The 14,337-nt window shown below is 74.0% G+C and carries 15 protein-coding genes; 8 read left to right on the forward strand and 7 right to left on the reverse strand.

Annotated elements, in window-relative coordinates:
• Window positions 1-27: 27 nt before the first annotated feature.
• From RAN62_RS38030 to RAN62_RS38040, 3 genes are read left to right on the forward strand one after another with little or no spacing between them, the layout of a single operon-like run.
• Window positions 28-1,449 carry a flavin-containing monooxygenase gene (locus RAN62_RS38030; protein ID WP_305789728.1) on the forward strand — a complete coding sequence of 474 codons (1,422 nt, stop codon included), beginning with the start codon at window positions 28-30 and terminating at the stop codon, window positions 1,447-1,449.
• A 5-nt stretch (window positions 1,450-1,454) separates the two neighbouring features.
• Window positions 1,455-2,282 carry an SDR family NAD(P)-dependent oxidoreductase gene (locus tag RAN62_RS38035; RefSeq protein WP_305789741.1) on the forward strand — a complete coding sequence of 276 codons (828 nt, stop codon included), beginning with the start codon at window positions 1,455-1,457 and terminating at the stop codon, window positions 2,280-2,282.
• Window positions 2,279-3,118: an alpha/beta fold hydrolase gene (locus tag RAN62_RS38040; RefSeq protein ID WP_305789729.1), complete on the forward strand. Its 840-nt coding sequence runs from the start codon at window positions 2,279-2,281 to the stop codon at window positions 3,116-3,118. The genes RAN62_RS38035 and RAN62_RS38040 overlap by 4 nt, the downstream gene beginning before the upstream one ends.
• On the opposite strand, the gene RAN62_RS38045 is transcribed toward RAN62_RS38040, so the two are convergent.
• On the reverse strand, window positions 3,087-3,704 hold the full coding sequence (locus tag RAN62_RS38045) for a TetR/AcrR family transcriptional regulator (RefSeq protein ID WP_305789730.1): 618 nt from the start codon (window positions 3,702-3,704) through the stop codon (window positions 3,087-3,089). The two genes, RAN62_RS38040 and RAN62_RS38045, sit on opposite strands and share 32 nt — an antisense overlap.
• Window positions 3,705-3,785: 81 nt before the next feature.
• On the opposite strand from RAN62_RS38045, the gene RAN62_RS38050 reads away from it, so the two are divergent.
• Complete coding sequence (locus tag RAN62_RS38050; RefSeq protein ID WP_305789731.1) at window positions 3,786-4,529, forward strand: SDR family NAD(P)-dependent oxidoreductase; 744 nt, start codon at window positions 3,786-3,788, stop codon at window positions 4,527-4,529.
• Between the two features lie 257 nt (window positions 4,530-4,786).
• Here the strand turns inward: RAN62_RS38050 and RAN62_RS38055 are convergent, their stop codons facing one another.
• Window positions 4,787-5,179, reverse strand: coding sequence for an ABC-2 membrane transporter-related protein (locus RAN62_RS38055; protein ID WP_305789732.1), 393 nt, complete (start codon window positions 5,177-5,179; stop codon window positions 4,787-4,789).
• A 93-nt stretch (window positions 5,180-5,272) separates the two neighbouring features.
• Window positions 5,273-5,671, reverse strand: a complete 399-nt coding sequence (locus tag RAN62_RS38060; protein ID WP_305789742.1) for a GntR family transcriptional regulator — start codon at window positions 5,669-5,671, stop codon at window positions 5,273-5,275.
• Window positions 5,672-5,746: 75 nt separating this feature from the next.
• On the opposite strand from RAN62_RS38060, the gene RAN62_RS38065 reads away from it, so the two are divergent.
• Window positions 5,747-6,781: a hypothetical protein gene (locus RAN62_RS38065; RefSeq protein ID WP_305789733.1), complete on the forward strand. Its 1,035-nt coding sequence runs from the start codon at window positions 5,747-5,749 to the stop codon at window positions 6,779-6,781.
• Here the strand turns inward: RAN62_RS38065 and RAN62_RS38070 are convergent.
• Complete coding sequence (locus tag RAN62_RS38070) at window positions 6,778-7,719, reverse strand: S66 peptidase family protein (RefSeq protein ID WP_305789743.1); 942 nt, start codon at window positions 7,717-7,719, stop codon at window positions 6,778-6,780. The genes RAN62_RS38065 and RAN62_RS38070 overlap by 4 nt on opposite strands.
• Before the next feature lie 92 nt (window positions 7,720-7,811).
• A complete protein-coding gene (locus RAN62_RS38075; RefSeq protein ID WP_305789734.1) occupies window positions 7,812-8,231 on the reverse strand; it encodes a hypothetical protein in 420 nt (139 codons plus the stop codon).
• 92 nt (window positions 8,232-8,323) lie between these two features.
• On the opposite strand from RAN62_RS38075, the gene RAN62_RS38080 reads away from it, so the two are divergent.
• Complete coding sequence (locus tag RAN62_RS38080; RefSeq protein ID WP_305789735.1) at window positions 8,324-8,608, forward strand: hypothetical protein; 285 nt, start codon at window positions 8,324-8,326, stop codon at window positions 8,606-8,608.
• 27 nt (window positions 8,609-8,635) lie between these two features.
• Here RAN62_RS38080 and RAN62_RS38085 read toward each other — a convergent pair whose 3' ends face one another.
• Both RAN62_RS38085 and RAN62_RS38090 read right to left on the reverse strand, forming a co-directional pair.
• The gene (locus RAN62_RS38085) at window positions 8,636-10,246 is read right to left on the reverse strand and encodes a methyl-accepting chemotaxis protein (RefSeq protein WP_305789736.1); all 1,611 of its coding nucleotides are present in this window, start codon (window positions 10,244-10,246) and stop codon (window positions 8,636-8,638) included.
• Between the two features lie 30 nt (window positions 10,247-10,276).
• Window positions 10,277-11,500: an AGE family epimerase/isomerase gene (locus tag RAN62_RS38090; protein WP_305789737.1), complete on the reverse strand. Its 1,224-nt coding sequence runs from the start codon at window positions 11,498-11,500 to the stop codon at window positions 10,277-10,279.
• Between the two features lie 60 nt (window positions 11,501-11,560).
• On the opposite strand from RAN62_RS38090, the gene RAN62_RS38095 reads away from it, so the two are divergent.
• Together RAN62_RS38095 and RAN62_RS38100 are read left to right on the forward strand one after the other, a co-directional pair.
• Entirely contained in the window at window positions 11,561-13,606 is a 2,046-nt protein-coding gene (locus RAN62_RS38095) for a S9 family peptidase (RefSeq protein WP_305789738.1), read from the forward strand.
• An 11-nt stretch (window positions 13,607-13,617) separates the two neighbouring features.
• Window positions 13,618-14,274 carry a carboxypeptidase-like regulatory domain-containing protein gene (locus tag RAN62_RS38100; protein ID WP_305789739.1) on the forward strand — a complete coding sequence of 219 codons (657 nt, stop codon included), beginning with the start codon at window positions 13,618-13,620 and terminating at the stop codon, window positions 14,272-14,274.
• Window positions 14,275-14,337: the final 63 nt, after the last annotated feature.

Raw genomic sequence — 14,337 nt, forward strand, 5'->3', positions numbered from 1 at the left:
CCGGGTGACGTGGCGAACACTGTCGGTATGGCCGACCACTTCGACGTGCTCATCATCGGCGCGGGGCTGTCCGGCATCGGCGCGGCGTGGCGCTTGCAGCAGCTGCGGCCCGGGACCACGTACGCGATCCTGGAGTCCCGGGACACGCTCGGCGGCACGTGGGACCTGTTCCGCTACCCCGGCGTGCGCTCCGACTCGGACATGTTCACGCTCAGCTACCCGTTCCGGCCGTGGAGCGGCGACCAGTCCCTCGCGTCCGGGCCGGCCATCCTCGCGTACCTGCGGGACACCGCCCGCGAGGGAGGCATCCTGCCGCACATCCGCTTCGGCACGCGGGTCGAGTCGGCGAGCTGGTCGGCGCCACGCTGGACGGTCCGCACCACCAAGGGCACCTTCACCTGCGATTTCCTGTACGCCTGCGCGGGCTACTACGACTACGCCCGCGGTTACCAGCCCGACTTCGCCGGGGCCGGCGACTTCCGCGGCCAGCTGGTGCACCCGCAGTTCTGGCCGGGTGACCTCGACCCGACCGGCAAGCGCATCGTCGTGATCGGCTCCGGGGCCACCGCCGTGACCCTGGTGCCCGCGCTCGCCCCGGAGGCGGCGCACGTGACGATGTTGCAGCGCTCTCCGACGTACATGACGGTGCTGCCGGAGCGCGACCCGCTCGCCGCGCGCCTGACCCGCTTGCCGCCCGCCCTCCGCCACCGCCTGGTGCGGGCCAAGAACTTGCTGGTCACACAGGCGTTCTACCAGGCCGCGCGGCGCCGGCCGGAGCGGGTGAAGCGCTTCCTGCGGCGCTTCCCGGCGCACTACTTCCCCGATCCCGCGTACGTCGACGAGCACTTCACCCCCGCGTACGACCCCTGGGACCAGCGGCTCTGCGTCGTCCCGCGGGGCGACCTCTTCAAGGCCGTGCGCCGCGGCGACGCGTCGGTGGTGACCGCGCACATCGACCGGTTCGTGCCCGAGGGCATCCGCCTCACCGACGGCCGGGTGCTCGAGGCGGACGTGGTGGTCAGCGCGACCGGCCTCGAGCTGCAGGCGATCGGCGGCGTCCGGCTGACCGTCGACGGGCAGGAGGTCAAGCCCGGCGACACGGTCTCCTATCGGGGCCTGATGCTCAGCGGGGTTCCGAACTTCGCGTACTGCATCGGCTACACGAACGCCTCGTGGACCTTGCGCGCGGATCTGTCGCATCGATACTTGTGCCGGTTGCTGACCTACATGGACAAGCACGGCTACGCCGTCGCCGAGCCCGCCGAGTGGACCGGCGCCCGGCTGCCGCTGCTCGGGCTGACCTCGGGCTACGTCCGGCGGGCCCTGGACCGTTTCCCGAGCCAGGGCGACCGTGACCCGTGGTCGGTCCGGCAGAACTACCTGGTCGACCTGGTCCGGTTCGGCCGGGGCGACGTGACGCGCGACATGCACTTTCAGGAGGCCGCATGAGCAAGCTGGAACCCTACCGATTCGCCGGGCGCACGGCGGTCGTCACCGGCGCGGCGAGCGGCATCGGCGCCCGGCTCGCGCACGGGCTCGCGCGCCGGGGCAGCGACCTGGTGCTGCTCGACCGCGACGCCGCGCGCCTCGACGAGGTGGCCGCCGCGGTGCGCGAGGAACACCCCGGCCGTACGGTCGAGGTGCTCGTCGCCGATCTCGCCGAGCGTGACGAGGTCCTCGCCGCCGCCGCGCGCGTCCGGGAGCGTCACTCGAACATCGGCCTCCTCGTCAACAACGCCGGCGTGGCCTTGGGCGGCCGCTTCGACCAGGTCAGCCTCGAGCAGTTCGAGCACGTCATGGCGGTCAACTTCACCGCGCCGCTGCTGCTCACCCATCACCTGCTCGGCGCGCTGTCCCCCGGCGGCCACCTGGTCAACGTGTCGAGCCTGTTCGGTCTGGTCGCGCCGCCCGGCCAGTCGGCGTACGCGGCGAGCAAGTTCGCGCTGCGCGGTTTGAGCGAATCGCTGCGCTGGGAGCTGCTCGAGAACGGCATCGGCGTCACCACCGTGCATCCGGGCGGTGTGCGAACGCGCATCGCGCTGAGCGCCCAGGTCGGCGCCGGTGTGCCGGCGGGCGACATCGAGCGGCACCGCAAGCTCTTCGCGGCGCTGCTCAGCTATCCCGCCGACAAGGCCGCCGAGGACATCCTGCGCGCCGTCCGCCGCCGCCAGGCCCGCCTGCTCATCGCCACCAGCGCCAAGGTGCCCGACGCCTTCGCGCGCCTCTTCCCCGCCTCGCACATGGGCCTGGTCGCGCGGCTCACCCGGGCCCGGACCAAATGATCAAGACATTGACGGTACGCGGGGCCGCCGTGCGCGTCCGCGACGAGGGCGACCCGGCGAACCCGCCGGTCCTGCTCCTGCACGGCATCGCGCGCAGCCTCGAGGACTGGGCGCCGGTCCAGGAGCGACTGCCGGCTCATTTCCGCACGATCGCCGCCGACCTCCCCGGCTACGGCCTGTCCGACCGGCTCCCCGGACCGGCCGACCTGCACTCCCTGGCCGACGGGGTGCTCGCGACCCTCGACGTGCTCGGCGAGACCCGCCCGCTGCACGTGATGGGCAACTCGCTCGGCGGCGCCGTGGCCATGCGCCTGCTCTGCGACGCGCCCGCCCGGATCGCCACGCTCACCCTGGTCGCGAGCGCCGGCTTCGGCCACGAGGTGATCATCAACCTGCGCGCCCTGGCCGTCCCGCTGCTCGGCCGGCGCCTGCTCCGCCGCTTCGACGAGCGCGCGGCCCGGCGCGTCGAGCGCAGCCTCTTCCACGACCGCGCCCATGCGACGCCCGAGCGGGTGGCCTTCGCCGTGCAGGCGTTCGGCCGGGCCGACTTCGTGGCGGTCTTCCTGGAGACGGCCAAGGCGCTGGGGACCGTACGCGGGGTCCGCCCGGCCTGGCGCCGCGACCTGCTCGCCGCCGTGGCCGCCCACCCCCGCCCGACGCTGCTGCTCTGGGGCGAGCGCGACCTGATCCTGCCGTCGGCGCACCTGGCCGCGGCCCGGACGGCCTTCCCGGACGCGCGGTGGCACCTCTTCCCCGAGACCGGTCACATGCCGCAGATCGAGCGCGCGGACGACTTCGCCCGGATCACGACGGACTTCCTGACGACGTCGTCGTGAAGGAGCGCACGTAGGCCAGCGCGGCGTTCATCGAGGCGCGCAGGGGCTCGGCCGTACGCAGGGTCTGGCTCATCACATTGCCCCCCTGCAGGGCCGTGAGCAGCGCCAGGGCCAGCTCGTCGAGATCGGCGCCGGGGCTCAGCTCGCCGCGGTCCCGCATCGCCTGCAGCCCCTCGCGCAGCAGTGAGCGCCAGCGCAGGAAGCCGAGCGAGACGTCCGCGCGGGCCTGCTCGTCGGCCGGCACCAGCTCGCCCGCCAGCGACGTCAACGTGCACTCGCCCCGGCCGCCGTTGTGCTCCTGGTTCTCGACCGCGGCGTCGGCCCAGGCCCGCAACGCGTCGAAGCTGTCGAGGGCGCCCATGATCGGCTGCCCGGGCACCGGCGGCGCCTCGGCCCGGCTGGTGACGACGGCGCGGATGAGGGCCTGCTTGCTGTCGAAGTAGTGATAGAGCTGCGACCCGCTGATCCCGGCCGCCTTGCGCACGTCCTCGGTGCTGGTGCCGGCCACGCCGTGGCGGGCGATGAGGTCGGCCGCCGCCTCGACGATGCGATCCCGGGTCGCCTGCCCCTTGCGTGTCAGTGCCACGGGCCCAGCCTAGCGGAATGGGTTGCGCAACCCAAATTTCGGAGCTAAGAATGGGTTAACCAACCCAGAATTGAGGACGACATGAGTGACCTGACGGGCAGGACCGCCCTGGTGACCGGGGCCACGGCGGGCATCGGCCGGGCCGTCGCGGAGCGCCTCTCCGCGGCCGGGGCCGACGTCCTGGTGCACGGCCGGGACGCCGGGCGCGGCGCCGAGCTGGTCGCCGCCATCACCGCCCGGGGCGGCCGGGCCCGCTTCGCCGCCGCCGACCTCACCGACGCCGCCGACGTCGACCGCCTGGCCACGGCCGCGGGCGACGTGGACATCCTGGTCAACAACGCCGGGATCTACGAGCTCGCCCCCACCCCGGCGACCACGGCAGCCGACTTCGACCGCCACCTCGCCGTCAACACCCGCGCCCCCTTCCAGCTCGTCGCCGCCCTCGCCCCCGCCATGGTCAAGCGCGGCGGCGGCACCATCGTCAACATCAGCTCGACCGCCGCCGGCCTGGTCGCCCCGATCGGCGCGGCCTACGGCGCCTCCAAGGCCGCCCTGGAGACCCTGACCCGCTACTGGGCCACCGAGTTCGGCCCCGCCGGCCTCCGCGTCAACGGCATCGCCGCCGGCCCGGTCCGCACCCGCGGCACCGAGCCCATGCTGGCCGCGGTGGGCGACGCGATCAACCAGGTCACCGCCCGGGGCCGCATCGGCGACCCGGCCGAGATCGCCGACGTCGTCCTCTTCCTGGCCGGCCCCACCAGCACGTACGTCAACGGCACCGTGATCGCCGTCCACGGCGGCGAGCGCAGCCTCCTGCCGGGCTGAGTGCCGGCGGGCGGGTGTCCGGCGCGTCCGGCTCGCTCCCGCGACCCTGGCGACGGTACTGATCGCTGCCGGCGTGGCGATGCGGCAACGGCGTGGGTGCAGGCCCGGACGGCGAGGCCCGGCTGTGGACGCAAGGTCTTCGGCGTCGCGGCCGGCCAGCTCCCGCAGCGTCGCGACCGGGACCGGGCGCCGCACGGCCGGGGAACCAGCCGGCGTGCTCGGCCCCGAGGAGCAGGGCCGCATCGCCACCGCGGTGATCACCGTGACCGCTCAGGAGAGCCGCTGCACCCGGCGGCCGTCTTGACGAGGAGCCAGCGGCGGCGGCTGATGCCCTGGGTCCAGACGAGGCGGTGGGTGCCCTGCTCGACCTCGCGCGCCACGAGGGGCGCACCCCAGAACAGACCCACCAGCGGGGGTACGGCCAGCAGCAGGATGCTGACGAAGACGAGCGACCCGTACGTGCCGGCGAACTCGTCGGCGACCCGCGCGCACGCGTCGTTCCACGTGGCCGCGCACGGCGCCAGCCCGAGCCGGTCAAAGGCGCCGCGCATGGCGAGCCCGCTCGGGATCATCAGGGCCGCCAGGACGCCGAGGGCGGCGAGCGTGATCCAGGTCTGCCGCCGGTGCTGCCGCCAGGTGAGCCAGATCATGCGGCCACTCCCCAGTCCTCGTGCGTTGCCCGGCTGCCGCCGTCGGTCAGATAGGCCAGGATGAGGTCCTCGCGATCTCCATGTCCCGTCCCCTCAGGATTCGCGCAGCGCGCCGGCCTGGCGCGTCATGCGCATCGTGGTCTCGACCAGGGCGAGGACGTCCTCGTCGTCCAGGCCCGCGTCCCGCGCCGCGCCCAGCCACGCGGCCAGCCCGTCGCGCAGCTCCTGCCGCCCGGCCAGCCGGTCGCCGAGCGTGGCGCGCACGAAGGTGCCGACGCCCGGCCGGCCCTCGGCGAGCCCCTCGAGCTCCAGCTCCCGATAGGCCTTGAGCACGGTGTTGGGGTTGATGGCCAGCGACCGGGCCACCTCGCGCACCCGGGGCAGCTGGTCGCCGGGCGTCAGCAGCCCGACCCGCAACGCCTGCTTGACCTGCCGCACCAGCTGCGCGTACGTCGTCAGCCGGGACCGGCCGTCCAGCACGAACTCGATCACCATTGCCTCCTTGTACTACGGCAGTAGAACAATGGTCGCTCGATGTCCACTGTGGGCGACCGCTACACTCCCGCGATGACCTCCAGCCTGGCCGCATGCATCGACGATCTTCTGTCCGCGCCCGACGTGGACGCGTTCAGTGCCGCGCTGGCCGGGGCGGCCGCGGCGGGCGAGACGGCCGGGCCGGAGGAGGTGCGCGACGCGCTCGCGCGGCTGGAGCGGCCCCTGCGCGAGCTGGCCTTCGCGTTCGGCAGCGAGGTGGCCCTGCTGGCCGGCAGCCTGGCCGAGCGCAGCGCCGAGCCGGCCGCCCTGCTGCCGGTGCTCGCCGATCGTGCGGCCGAGGCGATGGAGACGGCGGCGGCGTTCGCGGAGATGTACCGGGCGGAGGTCGGGGAGCCGCCGGCGCCGCAGGAGCAGGAGCACGTCTCGGAGGTGCTGCAGCGGGCCGGCGAGCTGGCGGCCGCGCGGGGGATCACGCCGGAGCAGGCCGAGCTGTACGTCCAGGCGTGGTACTCCACCGACGACTGGGTGCAGCCGGTTCTTTATCTCGCGCAGCGCGCCGACGTGCGGGCGGCCCTGCCGCACCGGGACCGGCTCGCGGCGGCGATCGAGCCCCTGGCCGACACGTTCGGGGCGGCGGCGTGGCTGGGCGGGCTGCTCGACGTGCTGGACGAGGAGCCGCTGATCGTGCTGGACCGGGGCTTCGCCGGGACCGGCCGGGGCTGGCGGGTCACGATCGGCGGGATCGGCGACAACTTCCAGCTGCACACGCTGCTGGCGGACGCGCTGATCGGGCCGTTGCCGGGGCGCCGGCCGACCGAGGCGGAGGTCGCGGCGGCGCGGGACGGGGACCCCGAGCCGCCGGGCGGGATCCGGGGCACGTTCAACCTCGCGGACGCGTACGGCGGGTGGATCTGGAACGAGGGCAAGCCGGCCGACATCCCGCGCCTCGACGGGGTGCGCGTGGTGGTGCTGGACGCGGAGCCCTACGAGCGGTCGTGGAACGCGGGACGGCTCTACCCCGCGATGGTGCCGGCGCTGCACGCGACGCCCCTCGGCGACGACGAGGCGGCGACCTGGCTGGCGAGCGTCAAGCCCGCGGAACGCTAGGAGCAGGTCAGCGTGCCGGCTGCCACGTCGATGCGGGCTCGCGTACCCAGGGGAAGGGTGAGCTGCCCGATGCCGTGACCGACCCGCAGGCCGCCGAGCACCGGGACGCCCAGGTCACCGACCCGGTCCTGCACCGCCTGCGCCGCCGTCCACTGCCCGGCGGTGACCGGCGCGTTGGTGAACTGGCCGATCGCGATGCCCGCGACGTGCCGCAGCACCCCGGCTCGGCGCAGGTGGGTGAGCATGCGGTCGTAGCTGTACGGCGCCTCGTCCGTGTCCTCGAACAGCAGGATCGCCCCGCGCAGATCGGGGAAGTCGGGCGTGCCCAGCGACGCCTGCAGCATGGTGAGGTTGCCGCCGAGCAGCGGGCCCGTCGCCGTCCCGGGCACCGCCACGGCCGCGCTCCGCTCCGCCGGGTCCCGGGTCAGCACCACCGGCGCCCGGGTCATCACCGCCGACCGCAGCGACTCGATCTCCACCGGCCCGGTCCGCGTGTCCGTCCACGCCATCATCGGCCCGTAGAAGCTCACCAGCCGCGCCGCGCGCCACAGCCGCCCGATCAGCACCGTGAGATCGCTGAAACCCACGAAGATCTTCGGATCCCGGCGTACGGCCGCCAGGTCCAGCCCGTCGATGATGCGCTGGGTCCCGTAGCCGCCCCGGGCCGCGAACACCCCGCGCACGCCCCGCTCCCGGAACGCGGCGTTGAGGTCGGCGAGCCGCGCCTCGTCGGTGCCCGCGAAGTAGCCGTAGCGGTCGTGGACGTGCTCGCCCAGCTCCACGACCAGTCCGAAACCCCGCAGGATCTGCACGCCCCGGGCCAGGCGGGCCGGATCGGGAATCCCCGCGGGCGCGACGATCCGCACCCGGTCCCCGGGCCGCAGCACCGGCGGCCGGACGGCCCTCAGGCTCGCGGCGGAGGCCGGCTCCCCCGCCATCACCGTGGCCGCAGCGGCGGCCGCCCCGATCACCGTACGTCGCGTGAGAGTCACTCACGCAGACTCCCCGGCCCCGGCCCGGCGGTCAAGGGCTATCTGTCCACATGGGAGAGATGATCCCGCCACAGCTCCTCGAGGTCCCGGTCGTGCGGCGGACGGACCTGGACCCCGGAGCCCTGCAGGTGATTCCACGCGACGCCGGGCACCTCGGTCCGGAGCAGCTCGACGGGCAGCCGCTCGGCCACGTCCACTACCTCGTCGAGCTCGATGTCGGCGTAGGTCGTCACCCGGCCCGACCCGTCCCAGTGCTCGTCCGCGTAGATCTCGCTGGTGAACCGGCCGGCGGCCACGAGCCCCCGCTGCCGGTGCTGCCGCAGCAGGAACGCCCGGTCGCCGGGCGCGATCCCCGTCCGGCGGATGCCGACACCCCAGCGCCCGCGCAGCACCGCCACGAGGCCGGACTCGGCCAGGCCCCGGCCGCCGGGGTTCCAGGTGAGCAGGAACGTCGCCATGGCACCCATTCTTGCGGCGCGCTTGAGCCGGGCCTGAGCCGGGCGGCCGACAGTGAGGGGGCAACGATCCGAGATCAGCGAGGAGCCCTGTCGTGCCGCACTCCGACTCCCCCGTCTACGGCCTGTCCCGCCCGACGATCGACGAGACCCGGGCCGCCCTGGCCGCCGTCTCCGGCCACGGCGGGACCGCGTCGTGGCAGCAGCTGCTCTCGGCCAGCGGCCTCACCGGCACCGAGACCGACGTGGCCTCGCTCGAGCGGCTGCTCGCCACGATGACAGCCACCGGCGGCGTGACGGCCCAGTGCGCGCGGGCGCAGACGATCCGGCTGGTGTGCCACACCCGGCTGAGCGCCGTGCGGGAGATGGTCAGCGCCTGAAACCGCTGAGCGCCGCGTGGGGCTCGGTCAGCGCCTGAAGCCGCTGACCACGTCGGTCAGCTCGGCGGCCAGGCGGGTCAGGTCGGTGGCGGCCCGTTGGGTGGCCCGGGCGCCCTCGGAGGTGGCCGTGGCGACCTCGGCCACCCCGGAGACCGTACGGGCGACGTCCCCGCTGCTCGTGGCCGCCTCCGCGACCGACCGGCTCATCTCACCCGTGGTCGCCGTCTGCTCCTCGACCGCCGAGGCGATCGTGGTCGTGTAGTCGCCGATCTGCTGGATGACCGTGAAGATCTCCCCGATCGCCTCGGCCGCCGAGCCGCTGGAGCCCTGGATGGCCGCGATCCGGGCGGTGATCTGCTCGGTGGCCTGGGAGGTCTGCTGGGCCAGCTCCTTGACCTCGCCGGCCACGACGGCGAAGCCCTTGCCCAGCTCGCCGGCGCGGGCCGCCTCGATGGTCGCGTTGAGGGCCAGCAGGTTGGTCTGCTCGGCGATGCTGGTGATCAGCTTGACCACGTCGCCGATCTCGGCGCTGGCCGACCCCAGCTCGGCGACCTGGCCGTTGGTGCGCTCGGCGACGCTCATGCCCGAGCCGGCGACCTCGGCCGCCTGGGAGGCGTTCGTGGCGATCTCGGTGATCGACGCGGTCATCTGCTCGGCGCCGGCCGCGATCGCCTGCACGCCCGCGTTGACCTCCTCGGTGGCCGCGGTCGCCGCGGTGGCCTTCTCCGCCACGTCCGCGGCGCCGGTCTGCAGCTGCGCGCTGACGGCGGACAGCTCCTCCGAGGCCCGCGCCAGCGTCTCCGCCGAGCCGCCGATGACGCCGACCGTGGCCCGCAGCTGGGTCATGGCCGCGTCCAGGGACCGGCCCATCTGGCCCAGCTCGTCGCGCGCGGTGAGCCCGCTGCTGCGGGTGAGGTCGCCGGCCGCCAGCCCGTCGCAGACCTGCTTGACCCGGCGCAGCGACCCGACGATGGACCGGGCCACCACGAGCCCGAGGCCCAGGGCGAGCAGCGCGCCGGCCACCAGCAGCACGATCGACAGCAGCCGGCTGGAGGTGTAACTGCTCTCGGCACTCGCCGCCGACTCCGCCGCGTCCGCGTGCTCGGCCTCGCGGAGCCGCTCGACATCCGCGTTCACCTGCTGGATGACCGGGGTGACCTCGGCGTCCCGGGTCTCCTGCCAGGCCGCCATGTCGTTGCGCCGGCCGTTCGGGATCTGCTTGGCCAGCGCGACCTCCCGGTACTGCTGCCAGCCCTGCTGCACGGCGTCGATGACCGACCGCTCCCCGGCGGGCCCGCTGCTCCGGTAGGCGGCGATCGCGGTGTCGACGGCGGTCAGGTCGTCGCCGAACGCGTTCTCGTACTTGGTGTTCGTCGCCTCGTCCCGCGAGATGGCCTGGTTGGCCAGGTCGAGCCGGGCCTGGGCCATGGCGGCCTGGATGTCGCCGATCGCACCCACGCTGGAGACGTTGCTCGCATAGATGCTCTGGGCGGCGTCGCTCGCCCGGCTCAGGGCGAGCAGCCCGACGATCCCCACCACGACCGCCAGCGCGACCGCGGTGCTGACGGTGATGAGGATCTTCGCGTTCACGCCGAGGTCGGCCGGTGAGCGCCGGGATCGGGAAGGTTGGGTCGACACACCCGGAGGATATGACGGCGCCGCGCCGCTTTATCCCCTTTCGGGGGAAGAAGCCAGGTGCTCGTCCACGGCGGCGGCGAGCATGGGCCACAGCGGCAGCCGGGGCACCAGCGTCGCCTGGAACGCGTGGTAGAGGTCGGCCTTGCCGGGCCACACCGTGTCGGTCGGCGCGTTCGCCGGGTCGAGCTGGTGGAACCATGAGCCGTTCTCGTGGTCGAGCAGGTGCGCCGCGGCGTAGTCCCACCAGGTGCGGTAGCGGTCGGCGTACGCCCGGTCGCGGGTGTGGGCGTGCAGGGCGGCCGCGGCGGCGATGCCCTCGGCGGCGACCCAGTGCATGCGGTCGCGCACGACCGGGCGGCCGGTCCAGTCGGTGGTGTAGACGAAGCCGGGGGCGCCGTCGACCGCCCAGCCGTCGGTCACGGCCCGGTCGAAGAGGGCGCGGGCGGCGTCGATCAGCCAGGCCGAGGCGGTGACGCCGGGGGCGTACGCGGCGTGCATCAGCAGGCGGGACCACTCCAGCCCGTGGCCGATCGTGGCGCCGTAGGGCTTGAACTGATCGGCCGGCTTGTCGCTGTTGTAGTCGGGCCGCGGCCGCCACTGCGCGTCGTAGTGCTCGGGGATGCGCCACTCGTGCGCCTCGGCCGTCGTGGTGACGAACCGGCAGATGCGCAGCGCCCGCTCGATCCAGGCCCGGTTGCCGGTGACGCTGGCCACGGACAGCATCGCCTCGACGCTGTGCATGTTGGCGTTGATGCCCCGGTAGTCGTCGAGCGTGGTGAACGCGGTGTCCCACGTGTCGACGCACATGCCCGCCTGCTCGTCCCAGAAGCGGGCGAGGAACGTCTCCTCGGCCCCGGCGAGCAGCTCGGCGGCGCCCGGCAGCCCGGCCCGCACCGCGGTCGAGGCGGCCAGCAGCACGAACGCGTGGTCGTAGCAGCTCTTGCCCTCCTGCCCGAGCTCGGAGAACCAGCCGCCGTGCGTGGTGTCGCGCAGCCGCCCGGTCAGCCCCGCGAGCGCCTGCTGCGCCACGAGCCCCGCGCCGGGGACGCCGAGGAGCGCGCCGATGCCGTACACGTGGGTCATGCGGGCGCTGATCAGGGCCGTGAGCGGCCGTCCGGGCACCGGGTCGCCGCGCCCGTCGAGCCAGCGCGCCCCGCCCTCGGGGTCGGCGGTGCGCCGGCCGAAGGCCAGCAGGTCGCGGCTGTGCTGGTCGAGCCAGCGGTGATGAGCGGGACTGGTCGGCCACACGGACATGTCGATCACTTTAGGCAGCCGCCCCCGGCCGCCGTGCGCCGGGTGTTGAAGACTGAGGCCATGACCGACTCCTATCCCGCCCTTCTCGCCCGGACGCAGGGCTTCTCGCTCGGCCGGCCGCGCCGGTTCACCGTCTCGCCCGACGGGACGCGGGTGCTGTTCCTCCGTTCGGGTGGCGGGCAGGACCCGGTGCAGGACCTCTGGGTGTACGCCGTGGGCTCCGGCCAGGAGCGCGTGCTCGTGCGCGCCGCCGATCTCGGCGCCGAGGGCGCGGTGTCCGAGCGCGAGAAGGCACGGCGGGAGCGGGCGCGCGACACGTCGTCCGGGATCGGCTCGTACGCGACCGACGCGGACGTGCGTACGGCGGTCTTCGTGGTGTCGGGTCGTCTGTATGCCGCCGACGTGGCCACCGGTGACGTCACCGCGCTCGCGGCGAAGGAACCCGCGGCGGAGGCCCGCGTCGACCCGTCCGGCTCCACCATCGCGTACGTGTGCGAGGACGAGCTGCGCGTGATCGGCCGCGACGGCCGGGACGACCGCCCGCTCGCCGCCCCGGACGGGCCCGAGGTGACCTGGGGCCTGCCGGAGCACGAGGCGTCGGAGTCGATGGACCGCTTCGAGGGCTACTGGTGGGCGCCCGGCGGCGAGTACCTGATCGCCGCGCGGGTCGACAACTCACCCGTCGACGTCTGGTACGTCTCGGACCCCACCCGGCCGGAGCAGCCGCCGGCCGCGTTGCGCTATCCGGCGGCGGGCCGGCCCAACGCCGACGTCAGCCTGCACGTGCTCGGCCTGGACGGCACGCGCACGCCGGTCGTCTGGGACAGGACCGCCTTCGAGTACGTCACCCGCGTCGTCTGGGACCACGCGGGCCTCCACGTCGTCGTGCAGAACCGGCGCCAGACGATCATGCGCGTCCTGACCGTGGATCCGGCGACCGGGGCGACCGCGGTCCGGCAGGAGAACACGGATCCGCAGTGGACGACGATCGTGACGGGCGTGCCCGCGCACACGGCGTCCGGGGCGCTGGTCTGGACCGTCGACGAGGGCGACACGCGGCATCTGACCGTGGACGGTGCGGCTGTCACCCCGGCGGGGCTGCAGGTGGAGGAGGTGCTCTCGGTCGACGGGGACACTGTGCTGTTCGCCGCCCGGTCCACACCGGCCTCCCTCGACCTGTGGACGTGGTCCTCCTCCGGCCTGGACCGCGTGACTTCCTCTCCGGGTGTGCACTCCGGCCGGCGGGCGGGCGGGACGACGGTGGTGGTCGCCTCCACGCTGGCCGAGCACTCGGTGACGGTCGACGGCCGGGCGCTTTCCGATTTTTCGTATATTTCGCCCGTACGGCCGGTGGTGGAGCTGGCGGCGCTCGGGGCGCGCTCGTTGCAGACGGCCGTCCTGTTCCCCACCGGGTGGGAGCCCGGAACCGGTCCTCTGCCGGTCATCATGGACCCGTACGGCGGGTCGGCCGCCCAGCGCGCCGTCGCCGCCCGCGACCGGTACTGGGTGTCGCAGTGGTTCGCCGACCAGGGCTTCGCCGTCGTGGTCGCCGACGGCCGGGGCACGCCGGGGCGGGGCCCCCGCTGGGAACGCGCCCGGGGCGGCGACCACGCCGGCCCCCGCCTGCAGGACCAGGTCGACGCCCTGCACGCCGCCGCCGATCGCCACCCCGACCTGGACCTCGGCCGCGTCGCCATCCGGGGCTGGTCGGCCGGCGGCTACCTCGCGGCGCTGGCCGTGCTCCGCCGCCCGGACGTCTTCCACGCCGCCGTCGCCGGGGCCCCCGTGACCGACCAGCTGCTCTACAGCTCGCACTGGCAGGAGCGCACGCTGGGCCTGCCCGCCGAGAACCCCACCGGGTACGCCGAGGGGTCCCTCATCGCCGATGCCCCGCACCTCCGGCGCCCGCTGCTCCTGATCCACGGCCTGCTCGACGACAACGTCCTGCCGGTGCACACGATGAAGCTCTCCGCGGCCCTGCTGGCGGCCGGCAAGCCCCACACCGTCCTGCCGCTGCCCGGCGCCACCCACATGGGCGGCGCCGTGCCCAACCTGCTCGAGTTCCAGCTCGACTTCGTGCGGCGCGCGCTCGGCTTGATCCACTAAGGTCCATATGCATGGCACTCGACAAACACGGGGGATCCCGGCTGCGCCTTCTGGCGGCGGCCGCGACAGCAGTGGCACTGGCGCTGGCGCCCGGGACGGCCGCCCACGCCGACCCGGCCACCGGCACCATCAGCGGCACCCTCACGACCGCCCACGGCGACCCGCTGCCGGGCGTACGGGTCTTCGCGCGCACGCTGTCCGGGCAGTCGGCGGGTGACTACCTGCAGCGCACCGACGCGAACGGCCGTTACACGATCGGTGGCGTACCGGCCGGGACATACAGGGTGCAGTTCATCGTCGAGGACGCGGGCGTGCCGCGGTGGGAGCAGTGGGCCCACCAGGTGACCACTGCGTCCGCGGCGAAGAAGTTCACGGTCGCCGCGGGGCAGCAGCTCGTTGTGGACGAGACTCGGTTCGCGCTCGGGTCGCTCGCCCTCACCTTCCTCGACGAGGCCGGCGAACCGATTCTCGCCTTCTGCGGCGAGGTGATCAGCGACCAGTACCTCCAGCAAGGATGCACGGAGACCGGGACGCTCATTGCCGACGACGTGCCGGCCGGCCTGGCGGCGGTCTATCTCACCCGGAACGACGGTCCGGCGGGGGTGGGCATCGGGCTGCCCGAGGTTGTGGCGGACACGGTGACCGAGTTCGCTGCGCCGTTGTTCTGACGGCGTTCTCGCCCCTTTTCGCGCCGCTCTTTCCCGCGCCGCCACTTGGCGCGCCGTCCTTCC

It is taken from the genome of Symbioplanes lichenis, assembly GCF_030709675.1.
Lineage (GTDB): Bacteria > Actinomycetota > Actinomycetes > Mycobacteriales > Micromonosporaceae > Actinoplanes > Actinoplanes lichenis.

Coding starts and splice junctions, on each gene's coding strand:
- RAN62_RS38055 (WP_305789732.1), bottom strand. CDS start 5,179: ATGATCTGGCTCACCTGGCGGCAGCACCGGCGGCAGACCTGGATCACG.
- RAN62_RS38050 (WP_305789731.1), top strand. CDS start 3,786: ATGAGTGACCTGACGGGCAGGACCGCCCTGGTGACCGGGGCCACGGCG.
- RAN62_RS38095 (WP_305789738.1), top strand. CDS start 11,561: ATGACCGACTCCTATCCCGCCCTTCTCGCCCGGACGCAGGGCTTCTCG.
- RAN62_RS38100 (WP_305789739.1), top strand. CDS start 13,618: ATGGCACTCGACAAACACGGGGGATCCCGGCTGCGCCTTCTGGCGGCG.
- RAN62_RS38075 (WP_305789734.1), bottom strand. CDS start 8,231: ATGGCGACGTTCCTGCTCACCTGGAACCCCGGCGGCCGGGGCCTGGCC.
- RAN62_RS38090 (WP_305789737.1), bottom strand. CDS start 11,500: ATGTCCGTGTGGCCGACCAGTCCCGCTCATCACCGCTGGCTCGACCAG.
- RAN62_RS38030 (WP_305789728.1), top strand. CDS start 28: ATGGCCGACCACTTCGACGTGCTCATCATCGGCGCGGGGCTGTCCGGC.
- RAN62_RS38065 (WP_305789733.1), top strand. CDS start 5,747: ATGACCTCCAGCCTGGCCGCATGCATCGACGATCTTCTGTCCGCGCCC.
- RAN62_RS38040 (WP_305789729.1), top strand. CDS start 2,279: ATGATCAAGACATTGACGGTACGCGGGGCCGCCGTGCGCGTCCGCGAC.
- RAN62_RS38070 (WP_305789743.1), bottom strand. CDS start 7,719: ATGGCGGGGGAGCCGGCCTCCGCCGCGAGCCTGAGGGCCGTCCGGCCG.